At 72.7% G+C, this 19,684-nt stretch carries 16 protein-coding genes and 3 pseudogenes; 11 read left to right on the forward strand and 8 right to left on the reverse strand.

The window, feature by feature from the left end; genetic code table 11:
- Window positions 1-51 precede the first annotated feature (51 nt).
- A complete protein-coding gene (locus PCA76_RS06635; protein ID WP_007456408.1) occupies window positions 52-738 on the reverse strand; it encodes an IclR family transcriptional regulator in 687 nt (228 codons plus the stop codon).
- 49 nt (window positions 739-787) lie between these two features.
- Here PCA76_RS06635 and leuC point away from each other — a divergent pair, with 49 nt between their 5' ends.
- The 4 genes and pseudogenes from leuC (at window position 788) to PCA76_RS32615 (ending at window position 5,820) form a co-directional block, all read left to right on the forward strand.
- Window positions 788-2,233: a 3-isopropylmalate dehydratase large subunit gene (gene leuC, locus PCA76_RS06640; protein WP_272616055.1), complete on the forward strand. Its 1,446-nt coding sequence runs from the start codon at window positions 788-790 to the stop codon at window positions 2,231-2,233.
- Between the two features lie 14 nt (window positions 2,234-2,247).
- The gene (gene leuD, locus PCA76_RS06645) at window positions 2,248-2,835 is read left to right on the forward strand and encodes a 3-isopropylmalate dehydratase small subunit (RefSeq protein WP_272616056.1); all 588 of its coding nucleotides are present in this window, start codon (window positions 2,248-2,250) and stop codon (window positions 2,833-2,835) included.
- A gap of 172 nt (window positions 2,836-3,007) precedes the next feature.
- Window positions 3,008-3,706, forward strand: coding sequence for an HU family DNA-binding protein (locus tag PCA76_RS06650; protein ID WP_336298050.1), 699 nt, complete (start codon window positions 3,008-3,010; stop codon window positions 3,704-3,706).
- 1,422 nt (window positions 3,707-5,128) lie between these two features.
- A pseudogene (locus PCA76_RS32615) lies at window positions 5,129-5,820 on the forward strand (endonuclease/exonuclease/phosphatase family protein).
- On the opposite strand, the gene PCA76_RS06665 reads toward PCA76_RS32615, so the two are convergent.
- From PCA76_RS06665 to cofC, 5 genes and pseudogenes are all read right to left on the reverse strand, one after another.
- Entirely contained in the window at window positions 5,797-6,675 is an 879-nt protein-coding gene (locus PCA76_RS06665; RefSeq protein WP_272616060.1) for an NUDIX hydrolase, read from the reverse strand. The pseudogene PCA76_RS32615 and the gene PCA76_RS06665 sit on opposite strands and share 24 nt — an antisense overlap.
- Window positions 6,663-8,182 (reverse strand): annotated as a pseudogene (locus PCA76_RS32620) (CYTH and CHAD domain-containing protein). The gene PCA76_RS06665 and the pseudogene PCA76_RS32620 overlap by 13 nt, the downstream one beginning before the upstream one ends.
- A 24-nt stretch (window positions 8,183-8,206) precedes the next feature.
- Complete coding sequence (locus tag PCA76_RS06685; protein WP_272616064.1) at window positions 8,207-10,567, reverse strand: RNA degradosome polyphosphate kinase; 2,361 nt, start codon at window positions 10,565-10,567, stop codon at window positions 8,207-8,209.
- 54 nt (window positions 10,568-10,621) lie between these two features.
- A complete protein-coding gene (locus PCA76_RS06690; RefSeq protein WP_030335323.1) occupies window positions 10,622-10,819 on the reverse strand; it encodes a cold-shock protein in 198 nt (65 codons plus the stop codon).
- A 49-nt stretch (window positions 10,820-10,868) separates the two neighbouring features.
- Window positions 10,869-11,515 (reverse strand): annotated as a pseudogene (gene cofC / locus PCA76_RS06695) (2-phospho-L-lactate guanylyltransferase).
- 127 nt (window positions 11,516-11,642) lie between these two features.
- Here cofC and PCA76_RS06700 point away from each other — a divergent pair.
- The 5 genes from PCA76_RS06700 to PCA76_RS06720 all read left to right on the forward strand — a co-directional run bounded on the left by PCA76_RS06700 (window position 11,643) and on the right by PCA76_RS06720 (window position 16,699).
- Window positions 11,643-12,380: a lysophospholipid acyltransferase family protein gene (locus PCA76_RS06700; protein ID WP_272616065.1), complete on the forward strand. Its 738-nt coding sequence runs from the start codon at window positions 11,643-11,645 to the stop codon at window positions 12,378-12,380.
- Window positions 12,377-13,384, forward strand: coding sequence for an NAD(P)H-dependent glycerol-3-phosphate dehydrogenase (locus PCA76_RS06705; RefSeq protein WP_272616066.1), 1,008 nt, complete (start codon window positions 12,377-12,379; stop codon window positions 13,382-13,384). Before PCA76_RS06700 ends, PCA76_RS06705 begins: the two co-directional genes overlap by 4 nt.
- A 7-nt stretch (window positions 13,385-13,391) precedes the next feature.
- The gene (locus PCA76_RS06710) at window positions 13,392-14,510 is read left to right on the forward strand and encodes a cystathionine gamma-lyase (RefSeq protein WP_272616067.1); all 1,119 of its coding nucleotides are present in this window, start codon (window positions 13,392-13,394) and stop codon (window positions 14,508-14,510) included.
- Between the two features lie 8 nt (window positions 14,511-14,518).
- Window positions 14,519-15,307 carry a putative protein N(5)-glutamine methyltransferase gene (locus tag PCA76_RS06715; RefSeq protein WP_272616068.1) on the forward strand — a complete coding sequence of 263 codons (789 nt, stop codon included), beginning with the start codon at window positions 14,519-14,521 and terminating at the stop codon, window positions 15,305-15,307.
- Between the two features lie 342 nt (window positions 15,308-15,649).
- Window positions 15,650-16,699, forward strand: a complete 1,050-nt coding sequence (locus PCA76_RS06720) for an ROK family protein (RefSeq protein ID WP_272616069.1) — start codon at window positions 15,650-15,652, stop codon at window positions 16,697-16,699.
- Between the two features lie 97 nt (window positions 16,700-16,796).
- Here PCA76_RS06720 and PCA76_RS06725 read toward each other — a convergent pair whose 3' ends face one another.
- A complete protein-coding gene (locus tag PCA76_RS06725) occupies window positions 16,797-16,997 on the reverse strand; it encodes a DUF397 domain-containing protein (protein ID WP_272616070.1) in 201 nt (66 codons plus the stop codon).
- Between the two features lie 5 nt (window positions 16,998-17,002).
- On the reverse strand, window positions 17,003-17,848 hold the full coding sequence (locus PCA76_RS06730; protein ID WP_272616071.1) for a helix-turn-helix domain-containing protein: 846 nt from the start codon (window positions 17,846-17,848) through the stop codon (window positions 17,003-17,005).
- Window positions 17,849-18,127: 279 nt separating this feature from the next.
- Between PCA76_RS06730 and PCA76_RS06735 the strand changes: the two genes are divergently transcribed.
- Window positions 18,128-18,346 (forward strand): hypothetical protein, encoded by a 219-nt coding sequence (locus tag PCA76_RS06735; RefSeq protein WP_272616072.1) that lies wholly within the window; start codon window positions 18,128-18,130, stop codon window positions 18,344-18,346.
- Between the two features lie 195 nt (window positions 18,347-18,541).
- Window positions 18,542-19,642: a D-alanine--D-alanine ligase family protein gene (locus PCA76_RS06740; protein ID WP_272616073.1), complete on the forward strand. Its 1,101-nt coding sequence runs from the start codon at window positions 18,542-18,544 to the stop codon at window positions 19,640-19,642.
- Window positions 19,643-19,684 lie beyond the last annotated feature (42 nt).

The raw sequence follows: 19,684 nt of genomic DNA on the forward strand, positions 1-19,684 counted from the left end.
CGCGGGGAGAGGTTGGGGAGGGAGGGGGAGCGCGGGTGGGGTGGGGTGGGGTTAGAGGCCGGAGAGGCGTTGGCCGGCTCTTACTACTGCCATGGCGTGGCGTTCGCCGGGGCGGCGGCCCAGGCGCTCGATCGGGCCGGAGATGCTGACTGAGGCGATCACACGGCCGGTGCGGTCGCGGATCGGGGCAGAGACGCTCGCCACACCGGCCTCCCGCTCGGCGACGCTCTGCGCCCAGCCTCGACGGCGTACCTCGGCCAGGGTGCGGCCGGTGAACTTGCTGCGCGGCAGTAGCGGCATCACCGCCTCGGGCGGCTCCCAGGCGAGCAGGATCTGGGCGGCCGAGCCGGCGGTCATCGGCAGCACCGAGCCGACCGGAACAGTGTCCCGTAGTCCGCTGGCACGCTCTGCCGCCGCCACGCAGATCCGCTCGTCGGCGCGGCGCAGGTAGAGCTGTGCGCTCTCACCGGTGGCGTCGCGCAGCGCGGCCAGCAGCGGCTCGGCGGCGGTCAGCAGAACGTCCGGTGCGGCGTTGGCCAGCTCGCCCAGGCGGGGGCCGGGGCGCCATCTGCCCTGTGTGTCCCGCACCAGCATCCGGTGAATCTCCAGAGCCTGTGCCAGCCGATGCGCGGTGGCTCGGGGCAGCTTGGTGCGTTCGACGAGTTCGGCCAGGCTGGCGCCGTCGACGCAGGCGGCCAGGATGACCACCGCCTTGTCGAGAACGCCGACACCGCTCATACTGTGTCCCACAAGCCGAAACTTACCTCCCAGAATTTAGGATGTCCAGATGGTGGGAGTCACTCCTGAGCCGAGGACCCTGGCCGAGAAGGTCTGGGACGCGCACGTCGTACGGTCCGCCGCTGGTGAGCCGGACCTGCTCTTCATCGACCTGCACCTGCTGCACGAGGTGACCAGCCCGCAGGCATTCGACGGGCTGCGGCTCGCCGGGCGCCCGGTGCGTCGTACCGACCTGACCCTCGCGACCGAGGACCACAACACCCCGACCGGGTACGCCGACCCGGCATTCCGCCTCCGCCGTGGTGACCTGCTCACCATCGCGGACCCCACGTCGCGTACGCAGATCGAGACGCTGCGCCGCAACTGCGCCGAGTTCGGGGTGCGGCTGCACCCGCTCGGCGACGACAACCAGGGCATCGTGCACGTGATCGGCCCGCAGCTCGGCCTCACCCAGCCGGGCATGACGATCGTCTGCGGCGACTCGCACACCGCCACCCACGGCGCGTTCGGCGCGCTCGCCTTCGGCATCGGCACCAGCGAGGTGGAGCACGTACTCGCCACCCAGACGCTGCCGCAGAGCCGGCCGAAGACGATGGCCGTGAACGTCACCGGCAGCCTCGCTCCCGGCGTCACCGCCAAGGACCTGGTGCTCGCTCTGATCACCCAGGTCGGCACCGGCGGGGGCCGCGGGCACATCGTCGAGTACCGCGGTGAGGCGATCCAGGCCCTCTCCATGGAGGGGCGGATGACCATCGCCAACATGTCCATCGAGTGGGGTGCCAAAGCCGGCATGATCGCGCCGGACGAGACCACCTTCGCGTACCTCAAGGGTCGACCGAACGCGCCGCAGGGCGCGGACTGGGACGCGGCGTTGGCGTGGTGGCGGACGCTGCCCACCGACGAGGGCGCGCGCTTCGACGCCGAGGTGACCCTGGACGCCAGCCGGATCACCCCGTTCGTCACCTGGGGCACCAACCCCGGCCAGGGAGCGCCGCTGAGCGCGCCGGTGCCGGACCCGGAGGAGTTCGCCACCGACTCGGAGCGCGCCGCCGCCCGCCGCGCTCTGGAGTACATGGATCTGCGCCCCGGCACGCCGCTGCGGGAGCTGCCCATCGACGTGGTCTTCGTGGGCTCCTGCACCAACGGTCGGCTGGAGGACCTGCGGGCCGCCGCCGACGTGCTGCGTGGCCACCAGGTGGCCGACGGCGTCCGGATGCTCGTGGTTCCCGGTTCCGCCGCCGTGCGGGAAGCCGCCGAGGCTGAGGGGCTGGACAAGGTCTTCGCGGACGCCGGGGCCGAGTGGCGGTTCGCCGGCTGCTCCATGTGTCTGGGGATGAACCCCGACACGCTGAAGCCGGGCCAACGATCCGCCTCCACCTCGAACCGCAACTTCGAGGGCCGTCAGGGCCGGGGTGGGCGTACCCACCTGGTTTCCCCGCCGGTCGCCGCCGCCACCGCCGTGGTCGGCCGGCTGGCCGCCCCCGCCGACCTGTAGAAGGGACCGAGGAGATGGACCAGTTCACCACCCACACCGGCACCGCCGTGCCGCTTCGGCGGTCCAACGTGGACACCGATCAGATCATCCCGGCCGTGTACCTCAAGCGGGTGACCCGGACGGGTTTCGCCGACGGGCTGTTCAGTGCCTGGCGGGAAGATCCGACATTCGTGCTCAACGATGAAACCTATTCCGGGGCGTCGATCCTCATCGCCGGCCCGGAGTTCGGCACCGGCTCCTCCCGGGAGCACGCCGTCTGGGCACTGCGGGACTGGGGCTTCCGGGCGGTCGTGGCTCCGCGCTTCGGTGACATCTTCCGCGGCAACGCCCTCAAGGAAGGTCTGTTGCCGGTCGAGTTGGAATTGAAAGCCGTCGAAGAATTGTGGGACCTCGTCGAGGCGGATCCGACCACCCTGGTGACCGTCGACCTGACCGCCCGCCAGCTCCGGGCCGGGGACGCCAGCTGGTCGTTCCCGCTGGACGACTTCAGCCGTTGGCGCCTGCTGGAAGGCCTCGACGACATTGGACTCACCCTCCGGCACGCCGCCGACATCGACTCCTACGAGGCGCGCCGACTGCCGTTCCTGCCCTCCGTGGCATAGCCGTACGCCCCATCGCGCAGCGGATTTCACCCCCATCGGTCCAACCGGTGGGGGTGAATCCGTTACGACACAAGGGATTTTTTCTACCGAATGTTTGTGTCCCGGCAGCACAGGGCATAACGTGCGCGCAGAATGGCTCGCGACGAGTCAGTTGCACAATCGGGAGGAAGTCGTGAACAAGGCCGAGCTCATCGAGGCGCTCGCCGTTCGCCTGGGGGACCGGAAGACGGCGACGAACGCCCTAGAGGCGGTCCTCACCGAGGTCCAGGCGGCGGTCACCAAGGGCGAGAAGGTGGCAATCACCGGATTCGGAGCATTCGAAAAGCGTGTGCGTGGCGCGCGAACAGCGCGCAACCCGCGTACCGGCGAGGCGGTGAAGGTCAAGAAGACATCTGTCCCGACCTTCCGCGCCGGCGCCGGATTCAAGGAGATGGTGGCCAGCGGCAAGGTGCCGAAGGCCACGGTGGCGTCGAAGAAGACCGCCACCACCACCGCCACGGCCAAGGCGGCCGGCACCAAGGCGGCGGGCACCAAGACGACTGGCACCAAGGCGGCCAGCACCAAGGCGGCGGGCACCAAGGCGACCGCGACCAAGGCGGCCAGCAAGAAGACCGCCCCGGCCAAGGCGACCAAGACCGCCACGGCGACCAAGGCGGCCAGCAAGAAGACCGCCCCGGCCAAGGCGAGCAAGAGCACCACGGCGACCAAGACGGCCGCCAGCAAGAAGACCACCGCGGCGGCGAAGAAGACCACCGCGGCGACCAAGTCGTCCGCGGCGAAGAAGACCACCGCGGCGGCGAGCAAGAGCACGGCGGCCAAGAAGGCGCCGGCGAAGAAGGCTCCGGCCAAGAAGGCGGCCAGCAAGCGCTGACCGACCTCTACGAAAGGGCGTCCACCCGTTGGTGGGCGCCCTTTCGGCGTACGGGAACCGTTGACCCCGGTCGGCTCGCTCGCGCAGAATCGCCGTGCCGGCCACCTCCGCCGGCCCGCCGACGGAAATGGGGCGCCGGTGCGCTACCGCCAGCTCACCACCGGAACGCTCGCGCTGGGCGTCATTCTCCTCATCGACGTGCTGCGGGTCTGGCTGCCCGGCATCATCACCATCTTCGGCCAGGCGGCGTCCACGCCGGCCGAGCTGATGGGAGCGTTCGCCCTCGGCTGGTTCGTGCTGGCGATGGGCGCACCCGCAGTGGTCCGCCGGGTCGGTGCCCGCCCGGTCACGGTCGCCGCCGCTGTTGCGCTCGCCGTCGCCCGGCTCATGCTCACCGCCGCGCCCGGCGGGCGTACGCAGCTCTGGCTGGCCACCGCCGGCTTGCTCGCCGGGCTGGTCTGGCTGGTCGGCGTCGCCGCCGACACCGACCGACCGATCCCGGGGCTGGCGTTGGGGTTCGCGGTCAACGCGGCCCTGCACGCGGTGCTGGACACCTTCGACCTGGTCTGGCGGGGCGACTGGGTGGCCTGGCTGCTCAGCTCCGTTGCGGTGGCGCTGTTCCTGCTCGGCACGGCGCGGTCCGCCCGGCGGGTGGGCGCCGGTGGCACCCCTACCGGTCCCGCTGGCACGCGAGCCTGGCTGCTGGCCGGGCCGGCGCTGCTGCTTACCGGAATGGTGGCGCTCTCCCCGGCGCTGGCCCGGACCGGGATGTCGTACCTGGTCGCCGGCGACGGGGTGGCGCGTTCGCCGTTGTTTGGCCTGGCACCGGTACCGGTGGCGGTTGCCGCGTTCCTGTTCACCGCGTTGACCCGTCCGCCCCGGCGGTGGGGCCGAGCGTACGGGCCGGTGGCACTGTTGGCCGGCGCGGTGCTGTTCGCCCTCAACCGGGGCGACCTGCTCCTCCCGGCCATCCTGCTCGCCGCCGTCGGTCTCGGCGCCTGCCTCGCCCTGACCGACGACGCCAGCCTGAACGCTGGCACCGCCGAGGCGGCCAGCGACACCGCTAACGCCGGCACCGCCAGCGACAGGGCGGGTGACCGGCGGTTGGCGGCCCGCCGGGGGTACGCGGTCGCCGCCGGCATGCTCGTCTTCGCGCTGGGGGCGGTCGGGTACTACTCCGCCTACGACCTCGGCTACCCCAACGCGGCGGTGCCCGTGGTGGTGGCCGGGCTGGTCGCCGTCGTGGCGTTCGTCGCCCGTCCCGTCGTCGACCGGGTCCCCGGGCCGTTTCCGCCGCTACGGGCCGTCGCCGCGGTCACCGCGCTGGCCCTGCTGGCACCGGTGCTCGCCGACGAGGTGCCGGTGGCCAGCAACCGGGACGGCCCACCGGAACGGCTGACCGTGGTGGCGTACAACATCCGGATGGGCTTCGGGCTGGACGGTCGGTTCGACCTGCCCGGGCTCGCCGAGGCCGTCGGCCGGCAACGGCCCGACGTGGTGCTGCTCAGCGAGGTGGACCGGGCCTGGCTGCTCAACGGTGGGCACGACACCCTGGACCTGCTGGCCGACCGGCTCGGTATGCCGTACGTCTTCGGGCCTGCCGCCGACCCCGTCTGGGGTGACGCGGTGCTCAGCCGTTGGCCGGTGAGCGATCCGCGGACCCTCCCGCTGCCGGCCGTCGGTGCGCCCACCGGTGCGCAGGCACTCGCCGTCACGCTGGACCTCGGCGACGGCGTCCGCGCCGCCGTGGTCAGCACCCACCTGCAACCTCCGCCGGGGCGGGGCCCGGTGGTCCAGGCCCGCGCGGTCGCCGACTTCGCCATTCGGTACGCGGCCGGCCGGCCCTGGTGGTGGCCGGCGACCTGAACACGGAGCCGGGCGACGAGGCGTTCGGGCAGTTCATCAACGCGGGCCTGGTCGACGCGTTGGCGGCGGCCCGGCCGCTGGCGACCAGCCCGGCCGACGACCCGCGCGAGCAGATCGACCACATCTTCGTCTCGCCCGGTCTCACTCCCAGCGACCCGGTCGCGCCGCGCAGCACGGCCAGTGACCACCTGCCGGTCGCGGTGACCCTGACCCCTTCCGCCGCGCTACAGGCGGTCGGCGGCCAGTAGCCGGTCGGCGGTGAAGGCGAGCAACCAACCGCCGCCCTTGGGGGTGGTGAAGTCCGCGTCGGCGCGGCCGGTCAGCCGCTCCAGGGCACCCGGCAGCACCTTGCCCTGGCTGCACACCGCCACCTGCCCACCGGCGGTGGCCAGCTCCAGCAGCCGGGCGGCGGTGGCCAGGATCCGCTCGTCGCTCTGCTGGCCGGGCTGTGGCTCGTCCAGGTCGCCGCAGATCTCGATCGGCAGGTCGAGCAGCGCGGCGGCCGGGTCCAGGGTCTGCACGCACCGTCGCGGTGACGCCGACACCAGCCGGGCCGGCCGGATCAGGGCGACCAGTTCGGCCAGCGTGCTCGCCTGGGCCCACCCCTCGGCGTCCAGGGGCCGCCCGACGTCGGGGCCGGACCAGGTGGCCCGCTTGCCGGCGTGCGCGTGCCGGACCAGCGCGACCGTCGCGGTCACCGACGGCAGCGCGGCGAACGCCGCCAGCACCTCGGCATCGTGGGGGTAGCTGACCAACTGGATCGCGTCGTCCACCGCGAGCCAGCGCATGTCGTCCACCTCGGTGCCCGGTTGGAAACCGCCGCTGGCCACCGCGAGCATGGACCAGTAGTCGACCAGCTTGGCCTGCCCCTCGCTGCGGTACCGCACCGACGGCAGCCGGACCTGCGGCACGCCCCGCACGTCGGCCTCCTCGGCCACCTCGCGGACCGCCGCCGCCAGCGCGTGCTCGCCCGGCTCCAGCTTGCCCTTCGGCAGCGTCCAGTCGCCGTAGCGGGGGCGGTGGACCACACAGACGCGTACGCCATCGGGGGACGGCCGCCAGGCCACCCCGCCCGCCGCCCGGATGCCGGTCACGGCAGCCAACTGGTCCGCCGCCGCCGGGTGGCCCGGTGCCAGGCGGCCGGGAAGAGATCCCGCATCCGGCGTACCGACTCCCGATCCCGTTCGGCCAGCCGCCCGGCGGTGACCGCCAGCTCGTGGTCGCCCGGCCGCTCGGCGGCGATCTCCAGCCAGGTTTCCGCTGCCACTGCCGCATCCTGGTGCTCGCCGAGCACGTCCTGCACACGGGAAAGGGCACGGGACAGCCGGCGTGCGCCTTTGCTGACCGTCGGTGCCACCGCGTTGACCGCGTACCGGGCCTGCTTGCCCTCCTTGCGAACGGCGTGCCAGCGTTCGTCCGGCGACCGTGCGTCGAGCCCGGCGACGCCGTCCGGCCCGGCCAGCCGCCCCCAGGGCCGGGCCACCAGCGCGGGCAGCGCCTCCGCCCGGGGGCAGCCGACGCGCTGGTGAGCCGGGGCGCGCGGGCGGCCGCCACCAGAGTGTCCACCAGGGCCAGGTAGCGCGCGGAGCGCAGCGCTTCGTCGATGGCGGTGAGCGCCAGCCGTTGCCGGTCGGCGAGCACCTCGTCCAGCCGGTCCACCGCGCCCTGGTCGAGAGGGCTGAGCGGATCGGCGCTCGCGGTGCGGCGCAGCCGTTCGCGCAGCACCTCGGCGTCGCGGGCCGCGCCGAGGACACCGGCCAGCCACCGCAGCTCGGTGCGCAGCGGACGGGACCAGGTCTTGCGGATCAGCGGCTTGAAGGTGCGCAGATCACTGCGGAGGCGTCGACAGGCCACCCGCATCTGGTGCACGGCGGTGTCGCCACCGGCGGCCGGGGCACGCAGCCGGACCAGCGGATCGTGCGCCAGCAGTCGCCGGATCTCCTTGCGGACCGCCTCGGTCACCACCTCGCCGGCGGTCGGCTCGGCGGTCAGCCCGGCGGGCGCGATCAGGTCCGGATCGGCCTGCGCCGTCGCGCCCAGCGCCCGTACGTGCTTCGGGGTGAACGACCCGCCCTGGGCGCCCGATTCGCGTAGCACCGCGCCGACCCGGTCGAGCAGCTTCCGGTCGCCGGCCTTGAGCTCCACCTCCAGCTCGCGGAACGTGCCAGTGGTGGCGCCGGAGTCGTCGAGCACGGTCACCCGGTCGTCCACCACCTCGGCGAGCACCGAGTCGGCCTTGTCGCACACCTCGTACGCGTGCCGGACCGTCCGGACCACCGTCACCGGGGCCAGCGGTGCCCCCCGGTGGAGGACGGTGACCAACTCCACCAGCTCCGGTGGCGGCTGCCCCTTCGGCCCGGGGCGGGAGATCTCGTGCCGGACGCCCGGCGTCCCGGTCGGCAGCTTCACCGTCCAGGGCAACTCGTCGCCCCGGCGGTGGCGCAGCGAGGCACCGGCGCGGGCCAGCCGCAGGTCCACGGTGTCGAGGTAGCGGGCGACCAACGTCGCCGGTGGCAGCGCCCGGATCCGACCTCCGGCCGGGGCCGTGGCGGCCAGGTCCGGCAGCACGTACGCGTCGTCCACCTCGTACTTCTGCTCCTCCTCGACCATCAGCTCAGCCTATGCGCTGATCGGTCAGCTGGCCCTGCCACCGACGCGGTGCAGCAGCAGTTCCTGCAGATGCGTCCGGGCGGTGTCGTCACCGCCGGTACGCCGGGTCCAACTGCCGTCACCGGCCAGGTCGAACGCGTCCACGTCGGGGCTCATCGCGGCGGTCAGCATGTGGTCCAGCTCGGCGCGGGCGACCGGGTCACTCACCCGCACCAGCGCCTCCACCCGACGGTCGAGGTTGCGGTGCATCAGGTCGGCCGAGCCCATCCAGAACTCGGCCTCGCCGTTGTTGCCGAACCGGAAGACCCGGGAGTGCTCCAGGAAACGGCCGAGGATCGAGCGGACCCGGATGTTCTCCGACAACCCCGGCACCCCGGGGCGCAGCGTGCACATGCCACGGATGAGCAGGTCGACGTGCACACCGGCCTGGGAGGCTCGGTACAGCGCGTCGGTCACCCCCTCGTCGACAAGTGAGTTGACCTTGAACTGGACCAGGCCGGGCATGCCCAGCCGGACGTGGGAGATCTCCCGCTCGATCCGCTCGATGAGGCCACTGCGGATGCCCTGCGGGGCGACCAGCAACCGCCGGAACGCGGTCTGCCGGCTGTAGCCGGTGAGCACGTTGAACAGGTCGGTGAGGTCGGCGCCGATTTCCGGGTCGGCGGTGAGCATGCCGAAGTCCTCGTACATCCGGGCGGTCTTCGGGTGGTAGTTGCCGGTGCCGATGTGGCAGTAGCGGCGGATCTGGTTGCCCTCCTGGCGGACCACCAGCGCGGTCTTGCAGTGCGTCTTCAGGCCGACCAGGCCGTACACCACGTGGCAGCCGGCGCGCTCCAGCGTGCGGGCCCAGCCAATGTTGGCCACCTCGTCGAAACGAGCCTTCACCTCCACCAGCACCACCACCTGCTTGCCGGCGGCGGCCGCGTCGACCAGCGCGTCGACGATCGGGGAGTCGCCGCTGGTGCGGTAGAGGGTCTGCTTGATGGCCAGCACGTCCGGGTCGGCGGCGGCCTGCTCGATGAAGCGCTGCACGCTGGTCGCGAACGAGTGGTACGGGTGGTGCACGAGGATGTCCCCGTCGCGCAGGGTGGAGAAGACGCTGCGCGGCACCTCCCCCTCGGCGAGCCGGGGGTGGGTGGACGGCACGAACGGCGGGTCCTTGAGGTCCGGCCGGTCGGCCTCGCCGTAGACCTGCCACAGAGCGGAGAGGTCCAGCAGCCCGGGCACCCGCTGCACGTCCTGGTCGTTCATGTCCAGCTCGCGGACGAGTAGTTCCAGCATGTGGTCGGAGATGGACGCGGCCACCTCCAGGCGGACCGGCGGGCCGAACCGCCGCCGGGCCAGCTCCCGCTCCAGAGCCTGGAGCAGGTCCTCGTCGCGGTCCTCGTCGACCTCCACCTCGGCGTTGCGGGTGACCCGGAAGAGGTGGCACTCGACCACCTGCATGCCACTGAACAACTGGCCGAGGTGCACCGAGATCAGGTCCTCCACCGGCAGCATCCGTACGCCCGGCTGGTCCCGGTCCACCCGGACGAAGCGGGGGACGTTATTGGGCACCTTCACCCGGGCGAACAGCTCAGAACCGCCGTCGGGGTCGCGAACCGCCACCGCCAGGTTCAGCGACCGCCCCGAGATGTACGGGAACGGGTGCGCCGGGTCCACCGCGAGCGGGGTCAGCACCGGGAAGATGTGCTCCCGGAAATAGGTGCGCAACCGCTCCCGCTCGGGGTCGCCCAGATCGGCCCAGCGCAGTATCCGGATGCCCTCGTCGGCCAGCTTGGGCAGCACATCGTCGACGAAGCAGGCGGCATGCCGCGCGCCCAGTTCGGCGGTGCGCTCGGCGATCAGCGCCAGCTGGGTACGCAGAGGCAGGCGGTCCCCGCCGCGTACCGGCAGGCCGGCGGAGAGTCGCCGCTTCAGCCCGGCGATCCGCACCATGTAGAACTCGTCGAGGTTGCTGGCGAAGATCGCCAGGAACTTGGCCCGTTCCAGCAGGGGGGTCCGCTGGTCCTCGGCCAGGGCGAGCACCCGGGCGTTGAAGTCGAGCCAGGAGAGCTCCCGGTTGAGGAACCGGTCCTCCGGCAGCGGAGTGGCCGCCGGCGGTTCCTCGTCCTCGTCCTGGGAGCCGGTCGGCAGATCGCTCGGCAGGACCTGATGGACGTCACCGGCGGCCGGGCCGTCCGGGTCGGTGGTCGGCTCGGAGTCGAGGACCTCGTCCAGTCCGGAGGAGGCGGCGCCCGGGTCGTCGGCGAGGGTGTCGGCGCGGGCGGCGCCGGCCCGCTCCGCGCGGGAGGGCCGAAAGCGGCCGTCGGTGCCGCGGACGCGGGAGCCGTTGCGGAGGTCGGTGGCCGGCGGGCGGGCGGGGTGCTCGCGAGGGGTGCTCACCTGCTCATAATCACCCGATTCCGGTAAACGCAAAATGAACTTGGGCCCGCCGGCTCAGATCATCGTCGGCAATGTCACTCGGACGACCTCGCCGTCGGGATCGGTGTCGATGCGAACCCGCTGGCCGAGCCGGAGCAGCCGCAGCCCGGAGGCGTCGAAGGCCCGGGCGGGGAAGCGCATCTCGGTGCCGTCGTCGAGCAGCAGGACACCGCTGCGCGTCGCCGCGTCGTAACTGGCCACCGTGCCCTGCATGCTGGCAACGTACACCCGGGGGGTCAGGTTGCGACGCGGGCCGGACGGGTCAGCCCGCGGAGCGGGCCGGGCGGCCGGCGGCGACGAGCGCGGCGGTGCGCGGCCCCAGCCCGAGCCGGGCCGCGGCGGTCAGGTCCGCGGCGGTGTCCACGTCCCGGCGCAGGCTGGGCCAGTCTCCGCTGAGCGGCAGTGCCCCACTCGCCGCGTGCGCGACCGCCGAGCCCACCCCGAAGCGGGGATCCAGCGGTACGCCCGGTGGGGCGGTGAGCAGCACTGTGCCGCCGCCGGGTGCGTCCGGCACGAACCGGCGTACCGCTGGTCGGCCGTTCTGCGCCGCGAGCAGTGCGCCCGCCAGCTCGGCCGGGCGCAGCGCCGGCAGATCCGCGGTGAGCCCGGCCACCCAGGCGGCGATGGCCCCGGCCGCGCCGTGCCGGAAGGCGGCGTTCAGGCCGGCGTCCGGCCCGTCGGGGAGCACCCGCGCGCCGGCGACCCGAGCCGCCGCCGCCACCCGGGCGTCGTCCGTGACCACCAGGGCCTCGGCGACCGCGGGCAGGCCAGCACCGCGCGGAGCGTGTCGGCGGCCAGCGCCAGCGCCAGCTCCTCGTGCGGTACGCCGGACAGCGCGCCCCGCAGCCGGCTCTTGGCCGCGGTCAGATGCTTCACCGGCACCACCACGGCCCACCTCGGCTGACTCACGCCCGCAATCCTGCCAGCCGGACGGCGGGACCCTCACTGGCCGTACCGGGGGCGAGCAGGCATGATTTCCGCTGCGGGTGTCGCGGGCGGGGTTTCGCGGCGGGTTGGGGCGCGACGAGGAGGCACAGTGGCACGGCGGAGGCTGGGGTTCTGGCAACGGTTCGCCGTGGTGCTGGTCAAGCCCGTGATGACCGTGTGGACCCGGCGTACCTGGCGTGGCCAGGAGCACCTCCGCCGCGACGACGGCGTGATCATCGTGGCGAACCACATGTCGCACGCCGACCCGCTGGTCTCCGCGCATTTCATCTACGACTCCGGGCGCTGGCCGCAGTACCTGGGCAAGGCCAGCGTGTTCCGGGTGCCGGTGGTCGGCTGGATCCTGCACCGGTGCCGACAGATCCCGGTCGAGCGGGGCAGCGTCGACGCGGTCCGCTCACTGGACGCCCTGGTCGCCGCGCTCGATCAGGGCGGCGCCGTGGTGATCTACCCGGAGGGCACCATCACCCGACAGCCGGAGCTGTGGCCGATGAAGGCCAAGACCGGCGCCGCCCGGCTGGCCCTGGCCACCGGCGCCCCCGTCGTACCGGTGGTGATGTGGGGGCCGGAGCGGATCTTCGACCCACGGACCAGCCGCGTCAACCTGCGCCCCCGGATTCCGGTGACCGTTGTCGCCGGGGAACCGATCGACCTGAGCCGGTGGGCGGACGACCAGCCGACCCGGGCCACCCTCGAAGAGATGACGGACACCATCATGTTGCGGCTGCGGGACATGCTCGCCGAGATTCGTGGCGGCACCCCGCCGCCGCTGTGGGAGCGACCGGACCGGTCCTCCGCCGGGCACGAGCAGCAGGGTGACAAGGCATGAACGGGCACGTCGCGGTGCTCGGTGCCGGTTCCTGGGGCACCGCGTTCGCCAAGATCCTCGCCGATGCGGGGCGGGACGTGACGGTGTGGGCCCGTCGTGCGCCGGTCGCCGAGAGCATCCGGGTCGAGCGCCGTAACCCGGAGTACCTGCCCGACCTCCTGCTGCCGGCCCGTGTCACCGCCACCGCCGACGCCGCCGAGGCGATCACCGGCGCCGAGGTGGTGGTGCTGGCTGTGCCGTCGCAGACCCTGCGCGGCAACCTCGCCGAATGGGCCGGGTACCTGCACCCGGACTCCACCCTGGTGTCGCTGATGAAGGGCATCGAGCTCGGCACGACCAAGCGGATGAGCGAGGTCATCGTGGAGACCGCCGGGGTCGCCGCGAACCGGGTGGTCGTCGTGTCCGGTCCGAACCTGGCCCCGGAGATCGCCGCCGAGCAGCCCGCCGCGACCGTGGTCGCCGGGACCGACAGCCACCGCACCGTGCTCGTGCAGTCGTCGATCCGGACGCCCTACCTGCGCCCCTACACCAACGACGATGTGATCGGCTGCGAGCTGGGCGGGGCCGTCAAGAACGTGATCGCCCTGTCGTACGGCATCGCCACCGCGATGGGCTTCGGCGACAACACCCGGGCCATGCTGATGACCCGAGGGCTGGCCGAGACGGCTCGGCTGGGTGTGGCGCTGGGTGCGGACCCGATCACCTTCGCCGGCCTCGCCGGCATGGGCGACCTGGTCGCCTCCTGCTCGTCCCCGCTGGCCCGCAACCGCACCTTCGGGGAGCATCTGGGCCGGGGGGAGACGCTGGAGCAGGCCCAGGCCGCCACCCGGCAGACCGCCGAGGGCGTGAAGAGCTGCCTGGCCATCCGCGACCTGGCCCGGGCGCACGGTGTGGAGATGCCGATCACCGAACACGTCGAGCGGATCTGCCACGAGGGGATGGACCCGCGCCTCGCCGTGGAGGCACTGATGAGCCGGACCGCCAAACCCGAGTCGTACGAGTGAGGATCCGATGAGCGATCTGGGAGACGGCACCCGCTGCGTACGCGCCGGGCTGCCCGCGCCGGCACCGGGGGACCCGTTCCTGCCGGGGCCGGTCTTCGCCGCGCCGTACCACCTTGACCCGTGGGAGGGCCCGGCCGGCTCGCCGAACGGCTACGGCCGCCCCGACAACCCGACCCGGCGGCTGCTGGAGGCGGCCGTGGGCGAGTTGGAAGGCGGTGACTGTCGGGTCTTCTCCACTGGTCAGGCGGCCATCACCGGGATGCTGCTCACCCTGTTGCGCCCGGGGGACACCGTGGTGCTGCCCGCCGACGGATACTTCTCGGTCCGGGCGTTCGCCACCGACGTGCTGGAGGCCATCGGCGTCCGGGTGCTCTTCGTGCCGACCGTGGGGCCGTACCCGTCGCTGGAGGGCGTCCGGCTGGTGCTGGTGGAGACCCCGGCCAACCCGGGCCTGGACGTGGTCGACGTGGCCGCCCTGGCCGAGCGGGCGCATGCCGCTGGCGCGCTGCTCGCCGTGGACAACACGACGGCCACCCCGCTCGGCCAGCGCCCGCTGGACCTCGGTGCCGACCTGGTGGTCGCCTCCGGCACCAAGGCACTCACCGGCCACTCCGACCTGCTGTTGGGCTACCTGGCCAGCCGGTCCGCCGAGCTGATCGAGGCGGTGACGGCCTGGCGCGCCACCACCGGGGCGGTCCCAGGGGCGTTCGACGCCTGGCTGGCCCATCGGTCGCTGGCCACCCTCGACCTGCGGCTGGCCCGGCAGAGCGCGAACGCCGCCGCGATCGCCGACCTGCTCGCCAGCCGGTCGGACGTGACCGGCCTGCGCTGGCCGGGGCGGCCGGACGACCCCGCGTACCCGGTGGCCTCGGCGCAGATGCGCCGGATGCCCGGGGTGCTCTCGTTCGACCTGGGCGACGCCGACCGGGTGGCCCGCTTCATCGAGGCCGCCCGACTGGTGGCGGCGGCCACCTCCTTCGGTGGCCTGCACACCACCGCCGACCGGCGGGCGCAGTGGGGCGACGACACCTCGCCCGGCTTCGTCCGGTTCTCGTGCGGTGCGGAGGACACGGCCGACCTGGTGGCCGACATCGCCGCCGCCCTGGACGCGGCCGGGCCGGCTTGAGGGGACCCATGGCATCACCGTTCCCCACCGACCGAGCCGCCCTCGTGGGTCGGCTGCGTGCCGCCGGCTGCGTCTACGCCGAGGACGAGGCCGAGCTGCTGCTGGCCGCTGCGGACACCCCGGCGGCGTTGGCTGACCTGACCGACCGCCGGGTGGCCGGTGAACCGCTGGAGTACCTGCTCGGCTGGGCCGAGTTCTGCGGGCTGCGGATCGCCGTCGACGCGGGCGTCTTCGTTCCGCGTGGGCGGACCGCGCTGCTGGTCGAGGTGGCCGCCGAACTGACCGGCCCGGCCCCGGCCGTGGCCGACCTCTGCTGCGGCTCCGGGGCCACCACTGTCGCGCTGGCGCACCGGCTCGCGCCGCGCTGGCTGGCGGCCGCCGACATCGACCCGGCGGCCGTGGCATGTGCGCGCCGCAACCTCGCCGGGCTCAACGCCGAGGTGTACGAGGGTGACCTCTTCACACCGCTGCCCCGGCAGTGGCGGGGTCGGCTGGACCTGGTGGTCGCCAACGCCCCCTACGTGCCGACCGACGCGGTGGCGCTGATGCCCCCCGAGGCGCGGCTGCACGAGGCCCCGGTGGCGCTCGACGGTGGTCCGGACGGGCTTACCGTGCTGCGCCGGGTGGCCGCCACCGCGGGCGACTGGCTGGCACCGGGCGGGCACCTGGTGGTGGAGGTCAGCGTCGGGCAGGCGGAGGCGCTCTGCGCGGCGCTCAGCGCGGCCGGGCTGGTGCCGGGCGTGCGGCACGACGACGACCTGGACGGCACCGCGGTGACCGCCCGCCGCCCCGACTGAGCCCGCTCGCCACGGGCCCGCCGCCCGCAGCCGTGTTCCCGGGCACGCCGCGTCGCGCATCCCGCCGCATCGGCCCGCCCCTCCTCTGAGGCCACGGGGTTGGCCGTACCACTTGCTCGCCCTTTGCTCTGCTTCAACGGAGGCAACAGAAAGATGCCGTCAGTGTTGCGCCGGTTGAAGCAGAGCAAAGGCGGGACCGAGCGGCGATGCAGCGGCCAAACGGGACGTGAAGCGCGGTGCCAGCGGGTACCTCTGCCATCTGGTTGGGCGGCCGGGCATGGCGGGGGGAGAGGGCTTGGCACTAGCCTCGGCTCACACTCATGACGGCGGGAGGCGGTTTCGGTGGGCAGCGCAGGGGTGCCGGTGGTCGTCGGGCTGGACAATGGCGGCACCAGCAACAACGCCACCGTGCTGACGGTGGACGGCCGGTTCCTGGTGGACGGGCTGCTGGAGATCCCCAGCGAGGTGCGGTCCGGGCCGGAGGCGGCGATCGAGGCACTGGCCCGGGCGCTGGACGGCGCCCTGGCGCAGACCGGTGTGCCGCGTGACCTGGTCCGGGCGGTTGGGCTGGACACTCCCGGCCCGGCCAGCGCCGACGGCGTCATCTCGTCGCGGGGTTCCACCAACTTCTCCCAGCCGGCCTGGCGGGGCTTCGACGTGCGGGGCGCGCTGGAGCGACGGCTCGGCCTGCCGGTGGTCTACCACAACGACGGCAACGCGGCCGCGCTCTACGCCCACCACGTGTACTTCGGCACCGACGCGATGAAGCGCTCGTCGGTCTCCGCGATCGTCGGCACCGGCCTCGGTGGCGGCGTGGTCGAGAGCGGCCGGGTGATCGCTGGCGCGGCCGGCATGGCCGGGGAGCTGGGTCATGTGCACATCCCGCTGAACGGGCTGCTCGGCCCTGGGCAGCCGGAGCCCACCTGCGCCTGCGGCTTCACCGGGGACGTCGAGAGCGTCGCCTCGCTGACCGGCATCGAGCGCAACCTGCTGCCGTACTGGCTGACCCGCTTCCCCGACCACCCGCTCGCCGCCGAGCCGGTTGCCCGGGCGGCCAAGCTGGTCCGCGGGTACGGCGAACGGGGGGACGCCCTCGCGCGGGACCTCTTCGCCCAGCAGGCGATGGCGTTGGGCCGGCTGTTCACCGTGGCGGCGAACTTCACCGACCCGCACGCGTACTTCGTCGGTGGTGGGGTGGTGGAGGCGGCACCGGAGTTCCGCGACTGGTTCCTGGCGACGGTCCGCGAGCACACCGTGCTCCGCGAGGAGCAGGCAGCGGTTGCCACCTTCGCGCTGGTACCGGAACGGGACATGGCCGGTGCCCGGGGCGTGGCGATCGCCGCGCTGGAGGCGCTACGCGCCGCCCCGGAGCCCGGCCCGCTGGTCGCCTGAGCCTGATTCCGCCCCGGCCCGCCGCGCCCTCGTCGGCGGCGCGGCGGGCGGGCCGACCGGGCGGCAACCCGGCCTGGTCAGCGGCGTGACGGCCTGGTCAGGAGCGGGGTGGAGCCTGGGCGAACGCGGCCCAGGCGGCCGTTGCGAACAGCAGGGCCGGGCCGGTCGGGTCCTTGGAATCGCGGACGGCCACCAGCCGCGGTATCGCGGCCACCTCCACGCAGGCGCCCTCGTCGCCGCTGCGGCTGCTCTTGCGCCACGCCGCCGCGGCCAAGGCCGCTGTGATCATCGGTGTCATCGGTCCTACCGTCCCTTCAGGACTGACAGGAGCATCTCGCGGCTGTCCGCCGGGCTGAGCGCCACGCTTCGGAGATGCTCCATGATCTTGGTGCAGGTACGCGTTTCCCCGGCCCGGTCGAGGATCATCTGACCTGCGACGGTCTCCACCGAGGCGATGATCGGGTCTTCCGGGTCGGCGAACTCCAGGATGTGCAGCGAACCCCGGGTGCCCCGGTGGTAGCCGGCGGAGAGCGGGATCACCTGGACGCCGATGTTCGGCAATTCGGCCATCTTGACGAGGTGGCGCAGTTGCCCGTCCATCACCGACTTGTCACCGACCGGGCGCAGCAGCGCGCCCTCGTCGATGATCGCGTCGAAGATGGGCGGCCGGTCACCGGTGAGCCGCTGTTGTCGGTCGAGCCGGACCTTGACCCGCTGCTCCACCAGGTCGTCGCCGAGGGTGTGCGGCCCGCCGCGCATCACGCCACGGATGTAGTCGGCGGTCTGTAGCAGGCCGGGCACCACCGAGGGCTCGAAGTTGGCGATTGCGGTCGCCTCGGCCTCCAACGCGATGAAGTCGATGGTGCGCGGATCCAGCAGGTAGGAGTACGACACCCACCAGCCCGGCTTGCGGGCGTCCTTGGCGAGCTGCACCGCCGCCGCCACCTCCTCGGCACCGACCCCGTACGACGTGAGCAGGGCGCGCACGGTGGCCGGGGTGATCAGGGTCTGGGCGTTCTCGTACCGGGAGAGGGTGCTGCGGGTGCTGTTGATCTCATCCGCCGCAGTCTCCAGTGTCAGTCCGGCGGCTTCCCGGTGGTGGCGCAGGGCGATGCCGAGCCGACGAGCACGGGCAGTCTTCGGAGCCATGCATCGATGGTCGCACACATTTGCGGGAACGTCTGCATGAGAGAACGTCGATGAGAGTTGCATTCACGGCTGTATACGTGTCAATCTGTCATCACGTCCTCACCGCCGGTTGTCGTGGCGACGGTGGTGGTGAGCGACCGGAGGGGATGGGGCACGCGGCGATCGGGTTTCTCCCCCGTACCCGATCGTCGCGTGCCGCCGCCATCCCGGCCCGCCGGAAGGAGACGACGTGCGAACCGGTCCGGAGCCCCCCGCCGCCGTGCACTCGGACGGCCTTCGATGACCCGCTTCCTCGTGGTGCTCACCGACGTGCGTCCCGTCGAGGGCGTCGACCGCAACGAGCGGATCACGCCGGAGCGGCGCCGCCAGGTGGTCGGCGCCAGCAGTCGAGAGGCCGCCGACCGAATCGCCGGAGCGTTCATGGCGCTGGGCATGGTGCGGGCCGGCCGGCAGCGGGTGAAGGTGATCGCGGTGGGCCGCCGGCACGCCCGCGACTGAGTAGGCCCAGGTCACCGGCCTGCGGCACGGCTACAGTCCGATCACACACCGTATAACCTCTGTTGACCGATTCCCGTGTCGCGCTGTGGCTCGCCGGGTATCGCCTCGCCCTACCGCCACGCACAGTAAGGTCAACCGGGTGAGCGCCACCGGCGAGCACGACCAGCCGCAGTCGCGTACGAAGAGGTGACCGGAGTGACCACCCCAGGCAAGACCCGCGTGGCAATCGTCTTCGGCGGCCGCAGCCCGGAGCACGGCATCTCCTGCGTCAGCGCCGGCAGCGTGTTCGGTGCGCTCGACCCGGACGAGTTCGAGGTGGTGCCCGTCGGCATCACCCGGGCCGGCCAGTGGGTGCTGACCAGTGGAGACCCCGCCCAGCTCGCGATCAACGCCCGTGAGCTGCCGGAAATCACCGCCGACTCCGGCGACGACATCGTGCTGCGCGCCGACCCCACCGGCAACGGGCTGATGGTGCTCGACCCGACCGAGGGTCCCCGGGTGCTGGCCGACGTGGACGTGGTCTTCCCGGTCCTGCACGGCACGTACGGCGAGGACGGCACGATCCAGGGGATGCTGGAGATGGCCGGCATCCCCTACGTCGGGGCGAACGTGTTCGCGTCCGCCGCCGCCATGGACAAGGAATTCACCAAGAAGCTCTGTGCCGTCGAGGGCATCCCGGTCGGCACGTACGCCGTGCTGCGCAATGGGATGACGCTCAGCGAGCAGGACAAGGAGCGGCTCGGCCTGCCGGTCTTCGTCAAGCCGTCCCGGGCCGGGTCCTCGTTCGGCGTCAGCAGGGTCAGCGACTGGGCGCAGCTGGACGCGGCGGTCGCCGCCGCCCGGCAGTTCGACCCGAAGGTCATCATCGAGGCCGCGTTCATCGGCCGTGAGGTCGAGTGCGGTGTGCTGGAGGGCGAAGCCGGTGGCGCGCCCGAGGCGTCCGTGCTGGCCGAGGTGCGAGTCGTCGCCGACCACGACTTCTACGACTTCGAGGCGAAGTACCTCGACGACTCCTGCGAGTACGACGTTCCGGCCAACCTGCCGGACAAGGTGACCCGCCAGGTGCAGGAGTACGCCGTCCGCGCGTTCACCGCGCTGGACTGCGCCGGCCTGGCCCGGGCCGACTTCTTCGTCACCGACGAACTGGACGTCTACCTCAACGAGATCAACACGATGCCCGGGTTCACCCCGACGTCGATGTTCCCGCGGATGTGGGCGGCCTCCGGCCTCGAATACCCGAAGCTGGTCAACCGGCTGATCCGCACCGCCCAGCGGCGCGGCGTCGGCCTGCATTGAGCCACTCGGCCCCGCCCGCCTACCTCAGTCGGCGCGGGGCCG

Origin of the sequence: Micromonospora sp. LH3U1 (assembly GCF_028475105.1) — a bacterium.
Lineage (GTDB): Bacteria > Actinomycetota > Actinomycetes > Mycobacteriales > Micromonosporaceae > Micromonospora.

Excerpts from the sequence above, each read along its gene's own strand:
- PCA76_RS06730 (WP_272616071.1), bottom strand. The coding sequence starts at position 17,848 with ATGGCTCCGAAGACTGCCCGTGCTCGTCGGCTCGGCATCGCCCTGCGC.
- PCA76_RS06710 (WP_272616067.1), top strand. The coding sequence starts at position 13,392 with ATGAGCGATCTGGGAGACGGCACCCGCTGCGTACGCGCCGGGCTGCCC.
- PCA76_RS06705 (WP_272616066.1), top strand. The coding sequence starts at position 12,377 with ATGAACGGGCACGTCGCGGTGCTCGGTGCCGGTTCCTGGGGCACCGCG.
- leuC (WP_272616055.1), top strand. The coding sequence starts at position 788 with ATGGTGGGAGTCACTCCTGAGCCGAGGACCCTGGCCGAGAAGGTCTGG.
- leuD (WP_272616056.1), top strand. The coding sequence starts at position 2,248 with ATGGACCAGTTCACCACCCACACCGGCACCGCCGTGCCGCTTCGGCGG.
- PCA76_RS06735 (WP_272616072.1), top strand. The coding sequence starts at position 18,128 with ATGACCCGCTTCCTCGTGGTGCTCACCGACGTGCGTCCCGTCGAGGGC.
- PCA76_RS06690 (WP_030335323.1), bottom strand. The coding sequence starts at position 10,819 with ATGCAGGGCACGGTGGCCAGTTACGACGCGGCGACGCGCAGCGGTGTC.
- PCA76_RS06635 (WP_007456408.1), bottom strand. The coding sequence starts at position 738 with ATGAGCGGTGTCGGCGTTCTCGACAAGGCGGTGGTCATCCTGGCCGCC.
- PCA76_RS06725 (WP_272616070.1), bottom strand. The coding sequence starts at position 16,997 with ATGACACCGATGATCACAGCGGCCTTGGCCGCGGCGGCGTGGCGCAAG.
- PCA76_RS06715 (WP_272616068.1), top strand. The coding sequence starts at position 14,519 with ATGGCATCACCGTTCCCCACCGACCGAGCCGCCCTCGTGGGTCGGCTG.